This window comes from Vescimonas fastidiosa (assembly GCF_018326305.1).
GTDB lineage: Bacteria > Bacillota > Clostridia > Oscillospirales > Oscillospiraceae > Vescimonas > Vescimonas fastidiosa.
In genome coordinates this window covers 824392-844568 of record NZ_AP023416.1, presented here as the reverse complement: position 1 = coordinate 844568, position 20177 = coordinate 824392, and the positions used below count along the sequence as shown (strand labels likewise).

General features: G+C 47.3%; 24 protein-coding genes and 3 pseudogenes. 22 read left to right on the top strand and 5 right to left on the bottom strand.

The window, feature by feature from the left end; genetic code table 11:
- Positions 1–14: 14 nt before the first annotated feature.
- The 10 genes and pseudogenes from KI236_RS11340 to KI236_RS11295 all read left to right on the top strand — a co-directional run.
- Positions 15–925: pseudogene (locus tag KI236_RS11340) on the top strand (conjugal transfer protein).
- 145 nt (positions 926–1070) lie between these two features.
- The gene (locus KI236_RS11335; RefSeq protein ID WP_003061887.1) at positions 1071–1385 is read left to right on the top strand and encodes a DUF6442 family protein; all 315 of its coding nucleotides are present in this window, start codon (positions 1071–1073) and stop codon (positions 1383–1385) included.
- A 1-nt stretch (position 1386) separates the two neighbouring features.
- Positions 1387–1596: a helix-turn-helix transcriptional regulator gene (locus KI236_RS11330; RefSeq protein ID WP_007286202.1), complete on the top strand. Its 210-nt coding sequence runs from the start codon at positions 1387–1389 to the stop codon at positions 1594–1596.
- A gap of 14 nt (positions 1597–1610) precedes the next feature.
- Positions 1611–1940, top strand: coding sequence for a DUF3784 domain-containing protein (locus KI236_RS11325; protein ID WP_003061243.1), 330 nt, complete (start codon positions 1611–1613; stop codon positions 1938–1940).
- A gap of 15 nt (positions 1941–1955) precedes the next feature.
- Entirely contained in the window at positions 1956–2186 is a 231-nt protein-coding gene (locus KI236_RS11320; RefSeq protein ID WP_003060191.1) for a hypothetical protein, read from the top strand.
- Positions 2187–2352: 166 nt separating this feature from the next.
- The gene (locus tag KI236_RS11315; RefSeq protein ID WP_003061398.1) at positions 2353–3123 is read left to right on the top strand and encodes an ABC transporter ATP-binding protein; all 771 of its coding nucleotides are present in this window, start codon (positions 2353–2355) and stop codon (positions 3121–3123) included.
- Positions 3113–3907: pseudogene (locus KI236_RS11310) on the top strand (FtsX-like permease family protein); the annotation flags it as partial. The gene KI236_RS11315 and the pseudogene KI236_RS11310, both read left to right, overlap by 11 nt.
- Positions 3908–3975: 68 nt before the next feature.
- Positions 3976–4059 (top strand): 23S rRNA methyltransferase attenuation leader peptide, encoded by an 84-nt coding sequence (locus KI236_RS11305; protein ID WP_001814874.1) that lies wholly within the window; start codon positions 3976–3978, stop codon positions 4057–4059.
- A 124-nt stretch (positions 4060–4183) separates the two neighbouring features.
- Positions 4184–4921, top strand: a complete 738-nt coding sequence (gene erm(B) / locus KI236_RS11300; protein ID WP_001038795.1) for a 23S rRNA (adenine(2058)-N(6))-methyltransferase Erm(B) — start codon at positions 4184–4186, stop codon at positions 4919–4921.
- Positions 4922–5090: 169 nt separating this feature from the next.
- Positions 5091–5366: pseudogene (locus KI236_RS11295) on the top strand (topoisomerase DNA-binding C4 zinc finger domain-containing protein); the annotation flags it as partial.
- A gap of 116 nt (positions 5367–5482) precedes the next feature.
- Here KI236_RS11295 and tnpA read toward each other — a convergent pair.
- Positions 5483–5953 (bottom strand): IS200/IS605 family transposase, encoded by a 471-nt coding sequence (tnpA, locus tag KI236_RS11290; protein WP_118107999.1) that lies wholly within the window; start codon positions 5951–5953, stop codon positions 5483–5485.
- A gap of 479 nt (positions 5954–6432) precedes the next feature.
- Between tnpA and KI236_RS11285 the strand changes: the two genes are divergently transcribed.
- The 7 genes from KI236_RS11285 to KI236_RS11255 all read left to right on the top strand — a co-directional run bounded on the left by KI236_RS11285 (position 6433) and on the right by KI236_RS11255 (position 11469).
- A complete protein-coding gene (locus KI236_RS11285; protein ID WP_003061815.1) occupies positions 6433–6852 on the top strand; it encodes an RNA polymerase sigma factor in 420 nt (139 codons plus the stop codon).
- 3 nt (positions 6853–6855) lie between these two features.
- Positions 6856–7110, top strand: coding sequence for a helix-turn-helix domain-containing protein (locus KI236_RS11280; protein WP_002322727.1), 255 nt, complete (start codon positions 6856–6858; stop codon positions 7108–7110).
- Between the two features lie 373 nt (positions 7111–7483).
- Entirely contained in the window at positions 7484–7687 is a 204-nt protein-coding gene (locus KI236_RS11275) for an excisionase (RefSeq protein ID WP_002322728.1), read from the top strand.
- A gap of 77 nt (positions 7688–7764) precedes the next feature.
- Complete coding sequence (locus tag KI236_RS11270) at positions 7765–8955, top strand: site-specific integrase (RefSeq protein WP_003062094.1); 1191 nt, start codon at positions 7765–7767, stop codon at positions 8953–8955.
- A gap of 306 nt (positions 8956–9261) precedes the next feature.
- Positions 9262–10719 (top strand): sodium/proline symporter, encoded by a 1458-nt coding sequence (locus tag KI236_RS11265; protein WP_212821945.1) that lies wholly within the window; start codon positions 9262–9264, stop codon positions 10717–10719.
- A 163-nt stretch (positions 10720–10882) separates the two neighbouring features.
- Entirely contained in the window at positions 10883–11080 is a 198-nt protein-coding gene (locus tag KI236_RS11260) for a ferredoxin-thioredoxin reductase catalytic domain-containing protein (RefSeq protein WP_212821942.1), read from the top strand.
- Positions 11081–11244: 164 nt separating this feature from the next.
- Positions 11245–11469, top strand: a complete 225-nt coding sequence (locus KI236_RS11255) for an ATP-binding cassette domain-containing protein (RefSeq protein WP_212821941.1) — start codon at positions 11245–11247, stop codon at positions 11467–11469.
- A 124-nt stretch (positions 11470–11593) separates the two neighbouring features.
- Here KI236_RS11255 and KI236_RS11250 read toward each other — a convergent pair whose 3' ends face one another.
- Positions 11594–12613: an alpha-hydroxy-acid oxidizing protein gene (locus KI236_RS11250; protein WP_212821939.1), complete on the bottom strand. Its 1020-nt coding sequence runs from the start codon at positions 12611–12613 to the stop codon at positions 11594–11596.
- Between the two features lie 131 nt (positions 12614–12744).
- On the opposite strand from KI236_RS11250, the gene KI236_RS11245 reads away from it, so the two are divergent.
- From KI236_RS11245 to KI236_RS11230, 4 genes are all read left to right on the top strand, one after another.
- A complete protein-coding gene (locus KI236_RS11245; protein WP_212821937.1) occupies positions 12745–13275 on the top strand; it encodes a DUF6512 family protein in 531 nt (176 codons plus the stop codon).
- A 123-nt stretch (positions 13276–13398) separates the two neighbouring features.
- Positions 13399–14109, top strand: a complete 711-nt coding sequence (locus KI236_RS11240) for a 5-bromo-4-chloroindolyl phosphate hydrolysis family protein (protein ID WP_212821935.1) — start codon at positions 13399–13401, stop codon at positions 14107–14109.
- Positions 14110–14127: 18 nt separating this feature from the next.
- Complete coding sequence (locus KI236_RS11235) at positions 14128–15285, top strand: toxic anion resistance protein (RefSeq protein ID WP_212821933.1); 1158 nt, start codon at positions 14128–14130, stop codon at positions 15283–15285.
- Positions 15286–15310: 25 nt separating this feature from the next.
- Positions 15311–15805, top strand: coding sequence for a TPM domain-containing protein (locus KI236_RS11230; protein ID WP_212821931.1), 495 nt, complete (start codon positions 15311–15313; stop codon positions 15803–15805).
- A 279-nt stretch (positions 15806–16084) separates the two neighbouring features.
- On the opposite strand, the gene KI236_RS11225 is transcribed toward KI236_RS11230, so the two are convergent.
- From KI236_RS11225 to KI236_RS11215, 3 genes are all read right to left on the bottom strand, one after another.
- Positions 16085–16624: a stage V sporulation T C-terminal domain-containing protein gene (locus KI236_RS11225; protein ID WP_212821929.1), complete on the bottom strand. Its 540-nt coding sequence runs from the start codon at positions 16622–16624 to the stop codon at positions 16085–16087.
- Between the two features lie 380 nt (positions 16625–17004).
- Positions 17005–17661: a prenyltransferase/squalene oxidase repeat-containing protein gene (locus KI236_RS11220; protein ID WP_212821925.1), complete on the bottom strand. Its 657-nt coding sequence runs from the start codon at positions 17659–17661 to the stop codon at positions 17005–17007.
- Between the two features lie 468 nt (positions 17662–18129).
- Positions 18130–18732, bottom strand: coding sequence for a TetR/AcrR family transcriptional regulator (locus KI236_RS11215; protein WP_212821923.1), 603 nt, complete (start codon positions 18730–18732; stop codon positions 18130–18132).
- Positions 18733–18977: 245 nt separating this feature from the next.
- Between KI236_RS11215 and KI236_RS11210 the strand changes: the two genes are divergently transcribed.
- A complete protein-coding gene (locus tag KI236_RS11210; RefSeq protein ID WP_212821921.1) occupies positions 18978–20174 on the top strand; it encodes an aminotransferase-like domain-containing protein in 1197 nt (398 codons plus the stop codon).
- Positions 20175–20177 lie beyond the last annotated feature (3 nt).

Below are 20177 nucleotides of genomic sequence, written 5' to 3'. Positions count from 1 at the left end.
AGGACTTGAAAAATATGTTTAAGAAGAATAAGAAACAGACAGAAACTATCAAAGAACCAAAAGAAAAAAAGGTGCGTACTGTCAAGGTAGGCACACATAAGAAACCGTGATTGCGTTGTGGGTGGTGCTTGTCGCAAGCGTGAGCTTTGGGGTGTATAAGAATTTTACGGCTATCGACCAGCACACCACCCATGAAAAAGAAATCATTGAACTTTGCTTGCAGGACACCAACGGGATAGAAAATTTCGTGAAAAACTTTGCGAAGTCCTATTACACATGGGATAACAGCAAAGAAGCTATCGAAGCAAGGACGCAGGCAATCAGCGGTTATCTGACAAAGGAATTGCAGGACTTAAATGTAGACACCATTAGAACCGATATACCGACCAGCTCCACGGTTACAGATGTGATTGTATGGCATATCGAGCAATCGGGAGCGGACACTTTTTCTGCTACCTACGAAGTAGATCAGCAGATAAAAGAGGGAGAACAGACAAGCAATGTGAAAGCAACCTATACTGTAAAAGTCTATGTGGACGCAGACGGGGATATGGTAATCGTTCAAAACCCTACCCTTGCACCAGCAGTTGAAAAATCAGACTATGAGCCTAAGACACCAGAAGCAGACGCAAGCGTGGACGCTGATACGGTAAATGACGCTACCGCTTTTCTGGAAACATTCTTTAAGCTGTACCCAACAGCGACGGAAAAAGAGCTTGCTTACTATGTATTGGGAAATGTGATTGAACCTATCGGCAGGGACTACCTTTATTCTGAACTGGTAAACCCTATCTTTATAAAGGACGGCGACAATGTGAAAGTCAAGGTTGCGGTAAAATTCATTGATAATCAGACAAAAGCGACGCAGGTATCGCAGTATGAGCTTGTGCTACATAAGGATAGTAACTGGAAGATTGTAGGATAAATGATATAGCGTGCATTTCCTATCAGATTTGCACGCTTTTTACAAAACGACAAGAAAACTGTGCAAAAATATTGACTTGTAATGACCGAATGCTATAATATAAATGACAAGTGTACTTGGTATTATTTGAAGGGAGCGTTATATAATGGATAAAGAAAAAATACTATCACAAAACAAAAAAGAGAATCTATATCTTGATGAATACGAAAAACATATTAAACTTCAAGGGAAATCTTTTGGCTTAATGTTTGTTTTATTTATCTGCATTTTAATTCTTTTCATTAAAGCAGTTTGTAAAGAACCTTACTATGACATAATGACAATTATTGGGTCTGTGGCATTTGGCTCTATGGGTTATGAAGCACATATTTCAAAAAATAAATCCAAATTTGTTATTGCTTTATTCTTTTTTCTATTTATGGGGTATTACTTTTATAAATTTTTAATGGTAGGTTTATAGAATGGACGAACATTTAATTTTGCGAAACAGATTAAAAACTGTACGAAAAGAAAAAAAATTATCACAAACAGAATTAGCTGAACTAGTCGGGGTTTCTCGGAATACAGTTAGTTCTATTGAAACTGGACAATTTAATCCAACAGCAAAATTGGCATTAGTGCTTTGTATAGCTTTAGATAAAAAATTTGAAGAATTATTTTATTTTGATTAAAGGAGAGAACGATTATGGAATTAGAGGAATTGATTGTTGAAATAGTTATAGGATTGTTTTTACTTTTTACATCTTATCAAATAGGTATAAAAGAGAATATTACTTTATTACATGGTTATCATTATACACAACTTGACCCTAAAGATAAAAAGGTGTTTACAAAAAAAATAGGAATAGGCACTTTACTGGTTAGTATTGGTATTCTTGTTATGCCGATTATCAATTTAATCTCTCATTCTGAATTAGGCTATTACATAGGTCTTATTTTGATTGTTGTAGGAGTGTTTTATATCATATTCATCATTGTAAAATACAATGGAAAACTTATTAGCTTTAAAAAGTAGAATTGAGGTATGAATATGATAGGACTGAACAAAAGAGATATAAAAAAGGCATTGAAAGCTGGTGCAAAAGCTGGCGGTGTATCATTGGCTGATGTTCGGGCGGATATTGAAGCTACGATTGATGAAGCTATGAATAGCACCGACCCAGAGGTGCAGGCAAATTTCAAAAAGTATTTTGGGAATAAACGCCCTACACCAGAAGAATATATTTATATCATTACGAAAAAGACAAAGGCAAAATTATAATAAAAGGGTCGTGGAAATGCTTCACAAAATTGTGATCTGCATTATCACGGCTCTTTTACTCTCTGTTTACTTTCAAAACTGTAAGTGTAATTGAATACTGCCCTTGCTATAATTTAATTGTATTCCAAAACAAATAAATGTGGCAGGAAGAAAGGAGCGATTTTTAATGGAACACATTTTAAATTTAGAGCAAGTAAAAAAATACTACGGGGGTAACTCTGGAAATATCACAAAGGCAGTAGACGGTATTTCTATGTATGTAGATAAGGGCGAATTTGTCGCAATCATGGGAGCTAGTGGTTCTGGAAAGACTACCCTATTAAACTGTATCTCTACGATTGATACTGTAACCAGCGGACACATTACAGTCAATAATCAAGATATTACCAAAATCAAGGATAAAGATTTTGCTGATTTCAGACGTGAAAATTTAGGGTTCATTTTTCAAGATTTCAACCTTTTAGATACTTTAACGATTGGAGAAAACATTTCTTTATCATTGGTTATCAACAAACAGAACCCTACTGATATTGAGAAAAGAGTTCATGCTATCGCCGATAAATTGGGTATTCGTGATATTTTATCGAAATTTCCTTATGAAGTTTCTGGCGGACAAAAACAGCGTTGTGCTTGTGCTAGAGCCTTAATCAATGAACCGAAACTGATTTTAGCTGATGAACCGACGGGAGCTTTGGACTCAAAAGCTTCCAGATTATTACTGGAAACAATGTCTGAAATCAACAAGAAAATGCAGGCTACTATTTTAATGGTAACACATGACCCGTTTAGTGCGTCTTTCTGTGAACGTATTTTGTTCTTGAAAGACGGTAAAATATTCAATGAAATTTTCAGAGGGGAAAAAAGCAGAAAAGATTTCTTCAATGAAATACTGGATATATTAACCTTGCTCGGAGGTGAAGTGGGAAATGTTAGGTAAGTTAGCGTATAGAAATACAAAAAGAAATATTAAAGATTATTTGATTTATCTGATAACCGTTACTGCATCCTTTTCTCTTATATTTGCTTTTAATTTGGTGGCAAATTCTGATGAAATTGTAAAGTTATGTTCCAGTATGGATGCATTTAAGAATTCATTGTTCGCTGTAAATATTCTTATTATTTTTGTGATATGCTTTTTGATCAACTATACAACGAAATTTATGTTTGAAAAAAGAAGTAAAGAATTAGGAACATATATGCTTCTTGGCATTAAGAAAAAAGAAATTGCCCACTTAGTTGTAATTGAAAATATACTGTTGGGAATTTTAGCATTTGTATTAGCTATTCCTATTGGCTTTTTATTCAGCCAGTTTGTGTCGTTAGTAATTGTAAACTTACTGGGTATTCCAAAAACTCTCTTTATTTCTTTGAATTTCGTTTCTATTGGACTATTGATAATTTATTTTTTAACTATTTATGTTTTGGTTTTGCTTAATCTATTAAGAAGAATAAGTAAAATGACGATACGTGATTTTCTTTATTTTGACAAACAAAATGAAAAGAAAATGTTCCGTGACAGTAAAAAAAGAAATGTCATTTTTGTTTTAAGTATTATTCTTGGTGCGATTTCTCTTTTTCTCTGGAATTCACGTTGTACTATGGATAATTTTAATAAGCAAGAAACACTTACTTATTTGATGGTAAGCGTAATCATGTTGATTATCAGCATTTATGGTATATCTACAACTTGTGCAGATATGTTCTTGACTGTTATCTTAAAATTTTGTATAATAGGAATTGAAGTTAAATTAGATGCTAAAAATTTGTAATTAAGAAGGAGGGATTCGTCATGTTGGTATTCCAAATGCGTAATGTAGATAAAACATCTACTGTTTTGAAACAGACTAAAAACAGTGATTACGCAGATAAATAAATACGTTAGATTAATTCCTACCAGTGACTAATCTTATGACTTTTTAAACAGATAACTAAAATTACAAACAAATCGTTTAACTTCTGTATTTATTTACAGATGTAATCACTTCAGGAGTGATTACATGAACAAAAATATAAAATATTCTCAAAACTTTTTAACGAGTGAAAAAGTACTCAACCAAATAATAAAACAATTGAATTTAAAAGAAACCGATACCGTTTACGAAATTGGAACAGGTAAAGGGCATTTAACGACGAAACTGGCTAAAATAAGTAAACAGGTAACGTCTATTGAATTAGACAGTCATCTATTCAACTTATCGTCAGAAAAATTAAAACTGAATACTCGTGTCACTTTAATTCACCAAGATATTCTACAGTTTCAATTCCCTAACAAACAGAGGTATAAAATTGTTGGGAATATTCCTTACCATTTAAGCACACAAATTATTAAAAAAGTGGTTTTTGAAAGCCGTGCGTCTGACATCTATCTGATTGTTGAAGAAGGATTCTACAAGCGTACCTTGGATATTCACCGAACACTAGGGTTGCTCTTGCACACTCAAGTCTCGATTCAGCAATTGCTTAAGCTGCCAGCGGAATGCTTTCATCCTAAACCAAAAGTAAACAGTGTCTTAATAAAACTTACCCGCCATACCACAGATGTTCCAGATAAATATTGGAAGCTATATACGTACTTTGTTTCAAAATGGGTCAATCGAGAATATCGTCAACTGTTTACTAAAAATCAGTTTCATCAAGCAATGAAACACGCCAAAGTAAACAATTTAAGTACCATTACTTATGAGCAAGTATTGTCTATTTTTAATAGTTATCTATTATTTAACGGGAGGAAATAATTCTATGAGTCGCTTTTTTAAATTTGGAAAGTTACACGTTACTAAAGGGAATGGAGATAAATTATTAGATATACTACTGACAGCTTCCAAGAAGCTAAAGAGGTCCCTAGCGCCTACGGGGAATTTGTATCGATAAGGGGTACAAATTCCCACTAAGCGCTCGGGACCCCTTGTAGGAAAATGTCCTAAGTGTGGCAACAATATTGTATTAAAAAAATCGTTTTATGGTTGTTCAAATTATCCTGAATGTAAGTTTACTTTAGCTGAACATTTTAGAAAGAAAAAACTAACCAAAACGAATGTAAAAGAATTACTGGAGGGAAAAGAAACCCTGGTAAAAGGAATCAAAAACAAAGAGAAAAAGCCCTACAATGCCGTTGTAAAAATTGGGGAAAAGGGATATATTGATTTTATCTCTTTTTCAAAATCAAAACCACCGGCTTAGCCGGTGGTTTGTACTAGCCCTATAAGGGCTTATTACCGACGCTAAGTCTAAAGACTCATCGAATTTGGTTCGCCAACTGTACCGTCATTTACTTATCAAGCCCTATGGGGCTTATTTTATTTATTTAGGTTTACTGGCTCACCCGTAAACGGGTCAATATATTCTTTTAGTGTCATCTGATCATACTCTAAATCATTTTGTAATTGATTTTGAATATATTCTTGTATCTTCTTTGCATTTTTCCCTACAGTATCTACGTAATATCCTCTGCACCAGAAATGGCGATTTCCATATTTGTATTTTAAATTTGCATGGCGTTCGAAGATCATAAGTGTACTTTTTCCTTTCAAATGCCCTACAAAACTTGAAACACTTAAACTTGGTGGTATCTTTACAAGCATATGCACATGGTCTGGGCATATCTCTGCCTCTACTATTTCTACACCTTTTCTTTTGCATAGCATACTTAAAATATTCGCAATATCCTGTTTCATCTTCCCATACGCTACTTTTCTTCTATATTTTGGTGCAAAAACAATATGATACTTACAATTCCATTTCGTATGTGCTAAACTGTTTATATCCATTTGGATAACCTCCTTTGATTTTATGTGGTTGGCGAACCAACATAATTATATCACTGGAGGTTTTTTACTGTAAGCTTAAGCAATGCTGACTCACCGGCCTAGCCGGTGGTTTATTTGTTCATCAAAGTTCCGTTTCTCTTCTGAGAAACTCCACTGTGCTGAACAGGCTTAAAGCCTAACAATAAACATAAAAGCCCTTTAAAGAGGGCTTTTATATATTAATCACAAATCACTTATCACAAATCACAAGTGATTAATCACAAATCACTTGTGATTTGTGATTCTTAATGATACAATATTACTATGTTTTAGCTTTAAAGGCTCGTACAGACTATATGTTTTGTGCGGGCTTTTTTCATACCCGAAAAAATTTAAAAAATTTTTCAAAAGAGGTCATTAAATCACACCTAGCTGTCCTTATATGGTGCGGAAAGAGGGATAAACACTTTTCAAATCATAAAGGAAAGGAGGTGAGATTGATGAAACCGTCTGACTTCCAGAAAACAGTTCAATGTCGTTTTGAAAGTTGTTTAAAGAAAGTTGTCCGTAGTGTCGTGAAAGATTATTACAAGGAATTAAACCGTCGTAAGAATAAAGAAATATCTTTCAGCGAATTGCCAGATGTCCTTGTTGATAAAATGGCTGTTTGGGACGACTACGAAACAGATTATACAATCTTTTCAGTATGTGGCATTGATATTCGTGTCCTTGATGATGAATTGGCAGAAGCCTTGAAGAAACTTCCAGAAAGAAAACGCAATACTCTGTTGATGTATTACTTCTTGGAAATGACAGAAAGTGAAATTGCCAACTTGCAGAAAATCACGCAAAGCGGTGTATTTAGAAACCGACATCACGCTTTGGAAACTATGAAAAAAATACTCAAGGAGGAACATTAGAAAATGAAACAGTTATTTAAGAAACCGTCTTATTACTTGATTTCATCAGCTATGGACGGAAACGAAAAAGCGATTGAAAAATTACTGGCATTTTATGACCCTTACATATCAAAGTGCTGTTTGCGTTCACTTTATGATGAATACGGCAATGTTTATATCGTTGTAGATATGGAATTAAAAGGACGTATCAGAGAAGCACTTATCAAAATGATTTTAGGTTTTGATATTGAAGATATGGACTTAGAACCAGAAGAATAAGCAGTTTTTAGCGGAGCATGATTTAATATCCCCCTCTTTCCTGCTCTGCCACCTGCTTTTATATGAAAGCAACACGCTTTCACCACAGCTCTTTGACAACTGAATAAAGCAGACAGATACGTTTGTGAGATGGCGAGCCACGGGGACTGTACGCCACGACCTTTTCAAAAGAAAGCGAGCGACCCACGCAGTGATCCGAGAGCGACTGTTGGAAAAGTTGTTTTGCCACGACCTATCCTCACAGAATAATGATACGTCCGCATGGTGCGGTTCTGCCCACAAGAATGGGAATAGTTGAGATACTAATGGAGCTTTCCAAAGCCGTCTGCCTGCTTGTAAAAAACGACACACAGTAAAGGGGGGTGCATAGATTATGAACAATACTGATGTGCCTATTTGGGAAAAATATACGCTGACGGTTGAAGAAGCGTCCAAATACTTCCGCATTGGCGAAAAGAAATTGCGTAAATTAGCCGAAGAAAATCTTGACGCTGGCTGGGTTATCGTGAACGGCAACCGTATTCAGATTAAGCGAAAACAATTTGAAAAAATCATAGATACATTGGACGAAATCTAATGTCATTGAGCCGTAGATATGGTATAATAAATATAGCGTATCACGGCTCGTTCCATGACGGAAAGGAGCTTTACACTATGTCTAATGTAAAACGAAAAGACAGTAAAAATCGCAATTTGCGTAATGGAGAGAGCCAGCGAAAAGACGGAAGATACGTTTATAAATATACCGATATATACGGAAAGCCACAATTTATCTATTCTTGGAAACTTGTACCGACAGACAAGACACCTGCTGGAAAGCGTGATGATATATCGTTGAGGGAAAAAGAAACACAGATTAAAAAAGACCTTAACGACGGTATCGATACAGCAGGCGGTAAAATGACAGTCTGCCAGCTCTACGACAAGAAGAACAGCCAAAGAAAGAACATCAAGAGGGCTACTGAAAAAGGACGACAGTATCTTATGAACGCTCTGAAAAATGACCCATTGGGTATGAGGGCGATTGATACTGTTAAGCAGTCGGACGCTAAAGAATGGGCTATCAGAATGAGCGAAAAAGGATACGCCTATAAAACGATTGATAACTACAAGCGTTCCTTGAAAGCGTCATTTTACATGGCGATACAAGACGACTGTATCAGAAAGAACCCGTTTGAATTTAAGCTAAGTGATGTTCTGGAAGATGATACGGAGCAGAAAGTTATCCTTACACCAGAGCAGGAAGAACGCCTGCTTGCCTTTATGGAAAAGGATAAGATTTACAGCAAGTATTATGATGAGGTTGTGCTTCTGCTGGAAACGGGACTTCGTATTTCTGAATTTTGCGGACTAACGACGCATATTGATATGCAGAACAGAATACTCAATATAGACCACCAGTTATTGAAAGACAGCGAAATCGGCTACTATATTGAAACGCCAAAGACCAAAAACGGAAAACGAGAACTTCCATTGACAGAACGGGCTTATCAAGCAATCCAAAGAATACTAAAGAACAGAGGAAAGGCACAACCGTTGATTGTAGGTGGTTATAGCAATTTCCTATTCTTGAACCGTGAGGGCTTACCTAAAGTTGCAGGAAACTATGAGGGCATGGTGCGAGGACTAATTAAGAAGTATAACAAGTATCACACGGACAAGTTACCGAACATCACACCACATTCATTCCGACATACTTACTGTACGAATATGGCAAACAGAGGAATGAACCCAAACACCCTGCAATATCTTATGGGACACGCTAACATAACCATGACACTTGGCTATTATGCACACGGTACATTTCAATCTGCAAAAGCAGAACTGGAAAGACTGGCTTGTTAATATCGGAGCTTATATTTACTACTCATTTACTACTTTTGGTTGCATTTTCATGCTGGTAAATGCCAGCTTATGCAAGGTATCTTCCAAAAAGAAAATACCGATAAAGCCCTAAAATACGGGATATATCGGCATTTACCAACTTATGAAAAGATAATCAGAAATTTAGTAAGTTTTTTGGCATAAAATTAGAAAATAACTTCCTATTTGTATAGACTGCATTCTATACATGATTCTGTATTTTGTTCTACTGTTTTTTGTGTTATACTGGCCCTTGTTAGTGTGACTTATCCTGTAGGAGGGAAAACCATGAAAATCAGTGAAATCGTTGTATTTATAGTTTATTTGGTATTTATGCTGTCCATCGGCATCTATTTCTTCTTTAAGAATCGCGATGGCGGCGAGAAAACCTATTTCCTGGGCGGCCGGCAGATGGGTCCCTGGGTCACGGCGCTGTCGGCCGGCGCCTCCGATATGAGCGCCTGGGTGCTCATGGGCCTGCCCACCTCCATTTACGCCCTGGGTCTGGGCCAGGTATGGATCTCCGTGGGTCTGGCCATCGGCTACACCATCAGCTGGCTCGCCGAGGCCCCCCGGCTGCGGCGGTTCTCCATCGTGGCCAACGACTCCATCACCATTCCCCAGTATCTGACCAACCGCTTCCTCTCCAAGTCCAAGGCCCTGCAGATCATCTGCGCGGTGATCTTCCTGGTGGCCTATACCGTGTACGCCGCCTCCAGCGTGAAGGCCTGCGGCACCCTGTTTAACACCGTTATCGGTATGGACGAGACGGCGGCTATGTATCTGGCCTCCCTCATTATCATTGCCTATACCTTCCTGGGCGGCTTCTCCGCCGTCTGCTGGACGGACTTCTTCCAGGGCATGCTGATGCTGGGCGCGCTGCTCATTGCACCGATTTTTGCCCTGTTCATGCTCCAGGGCGCGGGCGTTCACCCGGTAGACACCCCCAACTATTTTAATGCCTTCAGCAGCTGGAAGGACATCGTCTCCGGCCTGGGCTGGGGCCTGGGCTACTTCGGTATGCCCCACATTATCATTCGCTTCATGTGCCTGGAGTCCCAGAAGAGCCTGAAGAAGTCCGCCAAGATCGGCATTTCCTGGACGGTTCTGATCGTCATCTTTGCCGCGGCGGTAGGTATCATCGGCCGTCTGTTCCTGGGCTATGACGAGTCCATCAACGGTCACTCCCTGGTGTTTATCACCATGGTGCGCAAGATCTTCCCGGGTGTCATTTCCGGTCTGCTGCTGTCGGCGGTGCTGGCTGCGTCTATGTCCACGGCGGACTCCCAGCTGCTTATGGCTGCCAGCGCTTTTGCCAGCGATGTGTATAAGCCCGTTTTCCGCAAGGGCAAGGCCAGCGACAAGGAGATGATGTGGGCCGGGCGTATTGTGGTGCTGATCATTTCCGTGGTGGCTCTGCTTATCGCCTCCAACCCCGACTCCGGCAGCATTATGTCTCTGGTGTCCAATGCCTGGGGCGTGTTCGGCGCGGCCTTTGGCCCGGTCATCCTGCTGAGCCTGTTCTGGAAGCGGTTCACCTTTGCAGGCGCCGTGGCCGGTATCGTTGTGGGTGCGGCTGTGGACGGCCTGTGGCTGGCGTTCCTGTCCGGCACTGGGATCTATGAGATCATCCCCGCCTTCGCCGCCAGCATGGTCGCGGCTATTGTGGCTTCCCTGCTGAGCAAGAAGCCCAGCGCGGAGGTAGAGGCGCTGTTTGACAAGGCGCTGCAGCCGGAGGAAAACTAACGCACAAGATCGAGCTTTTGGATATTTGAATAGCGAAAACATTTAGCGCGCCGTTGTCCGGCTTAAAAAAGCCGGACAACGGCGTAGACTTTTGGTGAAAGTTGGGTATATAATGGGGACATAATAAGCGCATAAAACACGAATTTACAGGGAGGATATTGCAATGAAAGTACGACTCAATTCGGATCCGGAGGTAGTGCAGTCCATCCGGGAGGGACTGCAGCGCACAGGTGGGTATTGTCCGTGTCGGTTACAGCGGACACCGGAAAACAAATGTATGTGCAAGGAGTTTAAGGAGCAGATCGCAGACCCGAATTTCGAGGGGTACTGCCACTGCCGGTTGTATTATAAGGAAAAATAAACGAATTTCCCATTTTCTTCCTGTCGCCCGCCCCGGCGCGGTGAGACAGCCGCCGCTTCGGCGGCTACAAAAGAAAGGGCGTTTTTTGAGAAAAGGTATACCAGCCCACAGCGGGCGCCATTGTGCTGGACGGCAAGGGCACCCACAGCATGACCACAGACTAGGTGAATAGGGCCGGCATCGCCCGGACCTTTCAGAATATCCGTCTGTTCGGCGACCTGACCGTGGCGGAAAACCTGATGGTGGCCATGAACGACTCCATGCGCTACGGCCTGGTGGGGAGCATACTGCACTTTCCCCGGTTCGCCCGGGAGGAGCATATCGCCCGGGAGCGGGCGGAGGAGCTGCTGGAGAGCGACACCATCCGCAAGGCCTATCTGGGCGGATAAAACGAAAAAATACGGAAAACCACCATTGGCGCGGGCACTTTTCGTCCGTGGCAATGGTGGTTTTTGAAATTATATAGCTGCGTGAAAACGGGTCGGGAGGAGGCTTACTCTCCCCTTTTATGATTTAGGGACGGAGGATCTGGTCCCGGGTAATCTCCTTCAGGGTGTGGACACCGCACATTTGCATGGCGTCCTGCAGCTCGCTTTGGAGCTTGTCCGCATAGACACGCACGCCCTCTGCGCCGCCGCCGTAAACCATGGTGACGAAGGGACGGCCGATAAGCACGCCATCGGCACCCAGGGCCAGGGCCTTGAATACATCCAGGCCCGTGCGGATGCCGCCGTCTACGAAGATCTTCATACGGCCCGCTACGGCCTCGACGATAGCGGGCAGGACCTCTGCCGTGGCGGGGCACTGGTCCAGCACCCGGCCGCCGTGGTTGGACACCACGATACCGGCGGCGCCGGCCTCCAGGGCCTTACGGGCTCCGGCGGGGGTCATAATCCCCTTCAGAATAAAGGGCTTTTGCGCATACTCGATGATCTCCCGCAGCTCCTCCACCGTCTTGCTGCCGGCGGGGGGCATATGGTTTTTAAGGAACGGCAGGCCCGCAGCGTCGATGTCCATGGCCACAGCCACAGGGTCGGCTTTACGAGCCTGGGTGAGCTTGGCAAAAATAGTATCCTTATCCCAGGGCTTCACGGTGGGAACGCCGCAGCCGTCGGCGTGATGGATAGCCCGGAGGGCCCCCTCCATGACGGCGGCGTCCATGCCGTCGCCGGTGCAGGCCAGAATGCCCGCGTCACGGCAGGCGGAGACCAGAAGATCGTTATAGGCGGCATCGTCGTACTTATCGCCATAGTGCATCTTCATGGCGCCTACGGGGGCGGCCAGAACGGGCAGGCGCAGCTTCTTGCCGAAGAAGTCAAAGGAGGTATCGGCGGGACGATTTTCGCAGATGGTGTCCATCTGCACGCAAATCTCCTGCCACTTCTGATAGTTGCGCTGGAAGGTCACGCCCAGGCCCTTGGAGCCGGGACCGGGGATGGTGTTGCCGCAGGCCCGACCATTGCACACGGGGCAGGCCTTACAGTAGGGGCCCATGCAGGTACGGGCCGATTGCAGAATCTCATTATAATCCATTGTATCTCTCCCTTACTGGAATGATATGGCTTATTGTAACGCCCCGGGCGGCAAAACGCAACGGAAAATTTTAGGTATAAATTTCGGGATATGTGCGTAAAATTATGCAAAACGACAACGGAGGCGTAGCCATGAAGAACACGCGCTGGCAGGCTTGGGAGACCATCGGCCTTTTATGGACGCTGGCAGCGGGAAACCTGCTGCATTTTGTATACCAATGGACGGGAGAAAGCACGGTAGCGGGGCTGTTCGCCGCGGTGAACGAATCCACCTGGGAGCATATGAAGCTGCTGGCGGTGCCGTGGGTCCTGTTTTCCCTGGTGGAGTATATCGCCCTGCGCACGGACGGAGTGGCCGCACCTCGGGCGGCGGGACTGCTGGCAGGGCTGGCGGCCATTCCGACACTGTTTTACACCTACAAGGGGATCGTGGGACAGGGGTACATGATCGTGGACATACTGATTTTTCAGGTGTCGGTGCTGCTGGCCTTTTGGGTGAGCCGGGTCCTGCAAAAGGGCAGGCGGCTGGCCGGAGGCGCCTGGACGGTGGCGGGGCTGCTGGTACTGCTTGGGATATGGGCGGTGTTTCTACTGTTTACCTTCCAGCCACCGGAGCTGGCGATATTTATAGACCCGGTGACGGGGACAAGGGGGATCGGATAAGAGGAACATTCTATAAGGTACAGCGGTTTATGGGGCGGGCAAATCAGCCGTCCTTTTTTCTTGACCAGGGGGACGGGATACGGTATAATAGAGGGGAAAATCATCCCGGAGGGAGACGAAGGCATGAAAAAAACGATCGTGCATAGGTCGGCGGCACCGTTTTACACGGCGGCGGCAGCGTGGGCCGTGTATGCGCTGGCATTCCCGCTCTATAAGGTGGGGCATTTTGTCATCGCGGCGGTGGTGACGCTGGCGGTGTTTTTCGTCAGCCGCTGCATCTGGAAGGACAAAAAGGAAGTCATCGAGGTGGAGCCGGAGCCGGTACGCACCGGCAACGAGGCTCTGGACAAGATGATTGCCGACGGACAGCTTGCGCTGAAGGAAATGCGGCGGCTGGATGACGCCATTGACGACGAGGTTATCAGCGGCCAGATCCGCCAGCTGGAGGAGCTGAGCAAGAAAATCTTCGAGGTGGTGCAGCAGAAGCCTGAGAAGCTGCCGCAGATCCGCAAATTCATGGGCTACTACCTGCCCACCACCCTGAAGCTGCTCAATGCCTACCACCGCATGGACAGCCAGGGCGTTTCCGGCGGCAACATCGGCGGCACCATGGAGCGGGTGGAGAACATCATGGGCACCATTGTCACCGCCTTTGAGCGGCAGCTGGACGCTCTATTCGGCGCCGAAGCCCTGGATATTTCCACGGACATCACCGTGCTGGAGAACATGATGGCCCGGGAGGGCCTGGCGGAGGACGCCGTTCACCACACCGTAAATGAAGAAAAAGATAGCAAAACGGAGCCGACCGATGGCGGCATCCAACTGGAACTATAAGAAAGAGAGGATTGCACTATGACTGAGAACATGACCCCTGAGCTGACCCTGAATCCCACGGAAACGGATGTAGCTATGCCCGAGCTGACCCTGGAGCCCAACGCCCCCGCCCAGGTGGAGGAGAAGAAAATCGAGCCCGTAGCGCTGGACGACAAGCTGCTCACCGAGCAGGAAAAGAAGGCCGTGGACGAATTCTCCAAGAAGATCGACATTACCGACACCAACATGGTCCTGCAGTACGGCGCCGCCGCCCAGAAGAGTGTGGCCGGCTTCTCCGAGAACGCCCTGAGCAATGTGCGCAGCAAGGACCTGGGCGAGGTGGGCGCTGACCTCAGCGAGCTGGTGGTGCAGCTGAAGGGCTTCGGCTCCGGCGACGAGAAGAAGGGTCTGGCAGGTCTTTTCCGCAAGGCCGGCAATAAAATCGAGAGCATGAAGGCCCAGTACGGCAAGGTGGAGGCCAATGTGGACCGCATTGCCCAGTCCCTGGAGCAGCATCAGATCACGCTGATGAAGGACATTGCCATGTTCGATCAGATGTATGAGCTGAACCTGAAATATTATAAGGAACTGACCATGTACATTCTGGCCGGCAAGAAGCGGCTGGAGGAGGTGCGCGCAGGCCAGCTGGAGGAGCTGCGCGTCAAGGCGGAGAAAACCGGCCTGGCCGAGGATGCCCAGGCCTATAACGACATGGTGAACCTGTGCAACCGCTTTGAAAAGAAGCTCCACGACCTGGAGCTGACCCGGATGATCTCCGTGCAGATGGGCCCCCAGACCCGGCTGCTGCAGAACAATGACACCCAGATGGTGGAGAAGATCCAGTCCTCCCTGGTGAACACCATCCCCCTGTGGAAGAGCCAGATGGTGCTGGCCCTGGGCATGGAGCATGGCCGCCAGGCTACCGCCGCCCAGAACGCCGTCACCGAGATGACCAATGAACTGCTCAAGAAGAACGCCGATGCGCTGAAGATGGGCACCATCGCCACGGCCAAGGAGTCCGAGCGGTCTATTGTGGACATTGAGACCCTGCAGCACACCAATCAGCAGCTCATTTCCACCCTGGACGAGGTGCTGGCCATTCAGCAGGAGGGCGCTGCCAAGCGCAAGGCCGCCGAGGCAGAGCTGGGCCGTATCGAGGGCGAGCTGAAGCAGAAGCTCATGGAGCTGCACAAGTAAGAACCTCCGTGAAAGGAGCGGGAAAATGAAGTTTTTCAAAAGCAGCGCCGTGGCGCTGGCGGTGCTGATCCTGGTGGTGGCTGCCGGGTCTGTATACGGCCTCAGCCGCAAGCCCCTGGAGGTACAGTATCACCAATGGATCGTCGACGATGCCGGGGTACTGACGGAGTCCACCGTAGAAATGCTGCACAGCTACAACCAGCAGTGGGACAGCCGCTATAACGCCGCCATTGCCGTGGCTTCGGTGGACAGCACCCACGGGTGGTCCGGGGCAAAATATGCCGCTATGCTGGGCAAGCAATGGGGCCTGGGGCAGAATGATATGCTGCTGCTGATGATAGAGGGCAAGGACTACCAGGTGCTCTACGGAAACAGCGTAAACAGCACCATCACCGACACCCAGGAGTCTATGCTGCGCAGGGCTCTGGACAGCGACTACTACGACGGTGATTACGACCAGGCGGCGCTGAAGTTCTTCCGGGCGGCGGATGTGGTGTTCGCCCAGCTGGGACAGCAGTAAGGACTTAGGTTAATACTTAGCTTATATTATAACGGAGAACGCTCCTGCACGGGTGTGCAGGAGCGTTTTTTAGGGGACGGGGGATGTGGATTGTCACGGGCGCGGTGCGCCCTCGCAATGACAGGGGGCTTTACATGGGGTACGGGGCAAGGCCGGGCGGGTCGTCCGGGAGGCCGACCCCTACACGCCGTTTACCGATAGAACTTCGTAGGGGGCGGTGTCCCCGACACCCTGTTACCTCTCAGGTTGCGGGCGGCCGCAAGGGTCTCCCCTACCGCTTCAATTTTCCATGTGGCGGCCCAGGAAGGCAGAGACGGTTTGGGCCAGCTTATATTCGCTTTCGCCGGGGTATCGCCCTTCTTCAGCGGCGAAAAGCACCAGACCCAGCACATCGCCCTGGCAGAGGATGGGGGCGGCGGTAGCGGCATGGGTGTGCAGGTTATCGGCGCAGACGGGCAGGGCGGCGTCTCCCCTGCCCTGCTGATAGATACTGCGCTTTTCCATAAGCTGCTCCATTTGGGGAGAAACAGCCCGGTCTATAAGCTCCCGCTTGCAGGGGCCTGCGGCGGCGATGACGCTGTCCCGGTCGGTGATGACGGCGGTGAAATCCGTGGCCCGGGCCAGGATATCGCAGAGCTGGGCCGCAAAATCCTCCAGACCGCCGATAAGGGAATACTTCTTAAAAATGACCTCGCCGTCACGGGTAGTGAATATCTCCAGGGGGTCGCCCTCGCGGATACGCATGGTACGGCGGATCTCTTTGGGGATCACCACGCGGCCAAGGTCGTCGATGCGGCGCACGATTCCGGTTGCTTTCATATATAAAAACTCCTTGCTGTATATTATTGTACGCCTATTATTTGTCAAATCTTCGGTTTTATGCCGCAAGGGTCATTTTTTTCCGCAGGTCATCGGGAGGATCTTCGCTTTAATTTTGCCGGAATTGCGCGGAGCTTTGCCCACAGGATTTTACTTTTTTCAATCAAATCATCCATTCTCTGTAATTCGTAAAGAATACATTTTGGAACTATTATTTTCTGTATGTACCACGATGTAAATCTTGCGGACAACAGAGATAAAAAAAGCATACCCTATGGGGAGGTTTGACGGTTACGCACGAAAACCCCCGGGGTCTCTTGTCATGCAAGAGGCCCCGGGGGTGCTGTTTTATTTTGCCGCTTAGGTTTTTTCTTTTTGGCTTACGCCTCCTGCTCCTTGCGCTTCAGGACAAACGCTGCGGCCAAGGCCGTCACGGGCAGGGCGATGACCCAAACCAGCACGCCGGTATCGCCGGTGGCGGGGGTATTGCTGCCGCCGGTCTGAATGGCCACATCGGTCATGTCATAGAGCCGGGTCTGGGCGTTTACGAAGCGGTAGTAGGCCGCCAGGGCGTAGTAGCCCTGCTCGGTGGCCATGCCGTTCCGCTCGCCGCCAGCAGTGTGCCGGAAGCCGCCGCCGGTGACATAGAACCCGGCCAGAGCGTCCAGTACGGTGTGGCCGTTCTTGATGAACCGGCTGTCGGTGGCAGGATCAATACCCAGGGCCGTCAGGGCCACGATGACCTGATCGCAGTACTCGCTGTTCACGGTGCCCCAGCTGCCAAAGCCGCCGTCATTGCGCTGCAGGGTGGAAAGGGCCTCCAGAGCCTTATCCACAGCGGCCTTCACGGTCTCGTTGGTCTTGTAGTAAGGGGCCAGGGCCTGGATGGCCATAGCGGTCATGTCGGGGTCAGCCTTGGTGCCGCTGAGGGTCCAGCCGCCGTCGTTGAGCTGGGCATCCAGGATGACCTGAATCAGCTTCTCCCGGGTCAGCCAGACCGTTACCAGTTTCCCTTGCTCCTGCACAAAAATCTCCACAGGCAATCCCCCTTCTCCTATATTTTCCGCGGTTTTGCTTTTTCCTATACATGGGGGAGTGCTGCATCCATGATACAATATGTTACGGCAGAGCCCCATTTGTAGGGCTCTGCCGTTCATTCATTTCCGTGTATGTTCCCGGTGCCGGACTGCCAGACAGCAGGGCATCCGTTTTTTCAGTTCCCCATGGGCTGAGGATTCGCCCAGGTAGGGCGCATCCAGCCCCATCTTCTTGACAAATCCAGCATGGCGAAGCAGAATTTCTCCCACCGTGACAGTGTTATCTGTGACAGGTCCTTTCCCGGCATCCGCAAGTGCTCCGGCAAACGAGCCCGGTTAAAAGAACTGGGCAGCCATCGGCTGCCCAACAATATTTTGCAGGTGCTTACTCCCAGTTTATGCGAGGTTTTCTTTCTAATAATTATCAGGAAGGGCGATTAGAAGCAACATCTTTGCCTACAATCTCAGTCAAAAGCTGAGCTCACCACTGATGAGTGTACGGATTACAGGAGGCCAAAAGGTCTCGGCATACATATCCATGTCAAAGTCGTCACGGATGATCCACCCATACAGGATGCCGCGCTGCATAGTAAACAAAAACTCAACCAAAGTAGCCGGATCAGAGGTGTTAGCAATGGTGCCGCGCTCCTGTGCCAAAGTGATAAAAGTGTGTAATTCTTCTCGCTGAATGGGGCTGCATCCCAATGAGGTACGCGAGGTGGTCCAGTGAGACTTGTTGCTCAACAGCATGGGCCCTGTCTTTTCCCAGAGTCTCTGAACATCAAGCATGAAGTTTAGCAGGTAGTGATAAGGATCCTGCACTTTTTGCTCCAAATCCTGCGTGAGTCCGATGGATATATTGATGTCCCGCTCATAAATATGCCGCAGAATGTCATCCTTGTTACGGAAAAGATGGTAGACCGAACCATTGGAAAGCCCGGTCGCTTCACAGATGTCCTTTATTGTAGTGTCCTTATACCCTTTTTTATTGAAAAGGACTATTGAGGTGTCCAATACGGCGTTATAATTGGTACGGCTCTTTTCCTGCCGTTTTGTCATAATTGCATCCATGTTCCTACCTCGCGAAATATATATAACCAACTCAATACTATCACGCAGCACAATAAATTTCAAGCGGGAAATACTTTTTAGCAGTCTTGCTGAAATATGGCTCCTTCCGCTGTGTAATATTCCGATTTTCTTATGAGGTATTATTTTTTTCTTTACAAGTTTGAGTGGAACTGATAAAATTAGATTAGCAATCTAATTTTGCGCTCTACTTTTAATACTCTTTCATACATTAGGAGGAACTGCTTATGAATGTTCACATGTCTGAAAAAATCATGCGCCCCGACTTCCAGGGTGAGTTCACCGCCAGCATCCTGGCCGCCGCCGCCTCTCCCGATCTGATCTCCTTCGCCGGCGGCCTGCCCAACCCGGTGTCCTTCCCCGTGGAGGCCATGGAGAAGGCTACTGCCAAGGTCCTGGCCGAAAACGGCGTCCAGGCACTGCAGTACAGCGGCACCCAGGGCCTGCCCGCCCTGCGCGCATGGATCGCCAAGCGTTACGAGACCATGGGCGTCTACGATGTGACGGCCGACGATATCATCATCACCAACGGCTCACAGCAGGCCCTGGCCATGTTGGGCATGTGCATGATCGACCCCGGCGACAAGGTCCTGGTGGAAAATCCCACCTATCTGGTGGCCCTGCAGTCCTTCCACATGTTCGACCCCAAGATCATCCCCGTCCAGATCAACCCCGACGGCATCGACTGCGAGAAGCTCTCTGAGACCGTCAAGGCCAATCCCGACGCCAAGTTCATCTATGTCATCCCCAATTTCCAGAACCCCACCGGCCTGAGCTACACCAAGGAAGTCCACGACAAGGTGGTTGAGATCCTGAAGGGTACCGACATCCTGCTCATCGAGGACAATCCCTACCGCGAGCTGCGCTTCGCCGGCGAGGCCACCGACAGCTTCGGCAAGGAGCTGGGCGAGCAGTGCTGCATGCTGGGCACCTTCTCCAAGATCGTGGCCCCCGGTATGCGTATCGGCTGGATCTGCGTCCGCAACAAGGAGCTGAAGGCCAAGCTGCTGAGCTACAAGTCCACCGCCGACCTGCACACCAACATCTTCTCCCAGCTGGTGCTGGCCCAGTACCTCCAGGACAACGATGTGGACGCCCACATCGAAAAGACCAAGGAGCTCTACCGCGCCAAGGCCAACTTGATGATGGATTGTATGCGCAAGTATCTGCCTGAGGGCGTGACCTTCACCCCCACCGAGGGCGGTATGTTCCTGTGGGCCACCCTGCCCGACAGCATCACATCTGTTGACCTGTACCGCGCCGCTCTTGCCAAGGGCGTGGCCATCTGCCCCGGCGATCCCTTCTATGAGATAGACCGCGGCGTCCATACCGTGCGCCTGAACTACTCCAACAGCACCGACGAGATCATTGAGAAGGGTATGAAGCTGCTGGGCGAGGCCTGCGCCGAACTGCTGGGTAAGTAATCA

Coding starts and splice junctions, on each gene's coding strand:
- KI236_RS11240 (WP_212821935.1), top strand. CDS start 13,399: ATGAAAAAAACGATCGTGCATAGGTCGGCGGCACCGTTTTACACGGCG.
- KI236_RS11320 (WP_003060191.1), top strand. CDS start 1,956: ATGATAGGACTGAACAAAAGAGATATAAAAAAGGCATTGAAAGCTGGT.
- KI236_RS11275 (WP_002322728.1), top strand. CDS start 7,484: ATGAACAATACTGATGTGCCTATTTGGGAAAAATATACGCTGACGGTT.
- KI236_RS11305 (WP_001814874.1), top strand. CDS start 3,976: ATGTTGGTATTCCAAATGCGTAATGTAGATAAAACATCTACTGTTTTG.
- KI236_RS11285 (WP_003061815.1), top strand. CDS start 6,433: ATGAAACCGTCTGACTTCCAGAAAACAGTTCAATGTCGTTTTGAAAGT.
- KI236_RS11335 (WP_003061887.1), top strand. CDS start 1,071: ATGGATAAAGAAAAAATACTATCACAAAACAAAAAAGAGAATCTATAT.
- KI236_RS11245 (WP_212821937.1), top strand. CDS start 12,745: ATGAAGAACACGCGCTGGCAGGCTTGGGAGACCATCGGCCTTTTATGG.
- KI236_RS11250 (WP_212821939.1), bottom strand. CDS start 12,613: ATGGATTATAATGAGATTCTGCAATCGGCCCGTACCTGCATGGGCCCC.
- KI236_RS11235 (WP_212821933.1), top strand. CDS start 14,128: ATGACTGAGAACATGACCCCTGAGCTGACCCTGAATCCCACGGAAACG.
- KI236_RS11330 (WP_007286202.1), top strand. CDS start 1,387: ATGGACGAACATTTAATTTTGCGAAACAGATTAAAAACTGTACGAAAA.
- KI236_RS11230 (WP_212821931.1), top strand. CDS start 15,311: ATGAAGTTTTTCAAAAGCAGCGCCGTGGCGCTGGCGGTGCTGATCCTG.
- KI236_RS11225 (WP_212821929.1), bottom strand. CDS start 16,624: ATGAAAGCAACCGGAATCGTGCGCCGCATCGACGACCTTGGCCGCGTG.
- KI236_RS11270 (WP_003062094.1), top strand. CDS start 7,765: ATGTCTAATGTAAAACGAAAAGACAGTAAAAATCGCAATTTGCGTAAT.
- KI236_RS11315 (WP_003061398.1), top strand. CDS start 2,353: ATGGAACACATTTTAAATTTAGAGCAAGTAAAAAAATACTACGGGGGT.
- tnpA (WP_118107999.1), bottom strand. CDS start 5,953: ATGGATATAAACAGTTTAGCACATACGAAATGGAATTGTAAGTATCAT.
- KI236_RS11210 (WP_212821921.1), top strand. CDS start 18,978: ATGAATGTTCACATGTCTGAAAAAATCATGCGCCCCGACTTCCAGGGT.
- KI236_RS11215 (WP_212821923.1), bottom strand. CDS start 18,732: ATGGATGCAATTATGACAAAACGGCAGGAAAAGAGCCGTACCAATTAT.
- KI236_RS11265 (WP_212821945.1), top strand. CDS start 9,262: ATGAAAATCAGTGAAATCGTTGTATTTATAGTTTATTTGGTATTTATG.
- KI236_RS11260 (WP_212821942.1), top strand. CDS start 10,883: ATGAAAGTACGACTCAATTCGGATCCGGAGGTAGTGCAGTCCATCCGG.
- KI236_RS11325 (WP_003061243.1), top strand. CDS start 1,611: ATGGAATTAGAGGAATTGATTGTTGAAATAGTTATAGGATTGTTTTTA.
- KI236_RS11280 (WP_002322727.1), top strand. CDS start 6,856: ATGAAACAGTTATTTAAGAAACCGTCTTATTACTTGATTTCATCAGCT.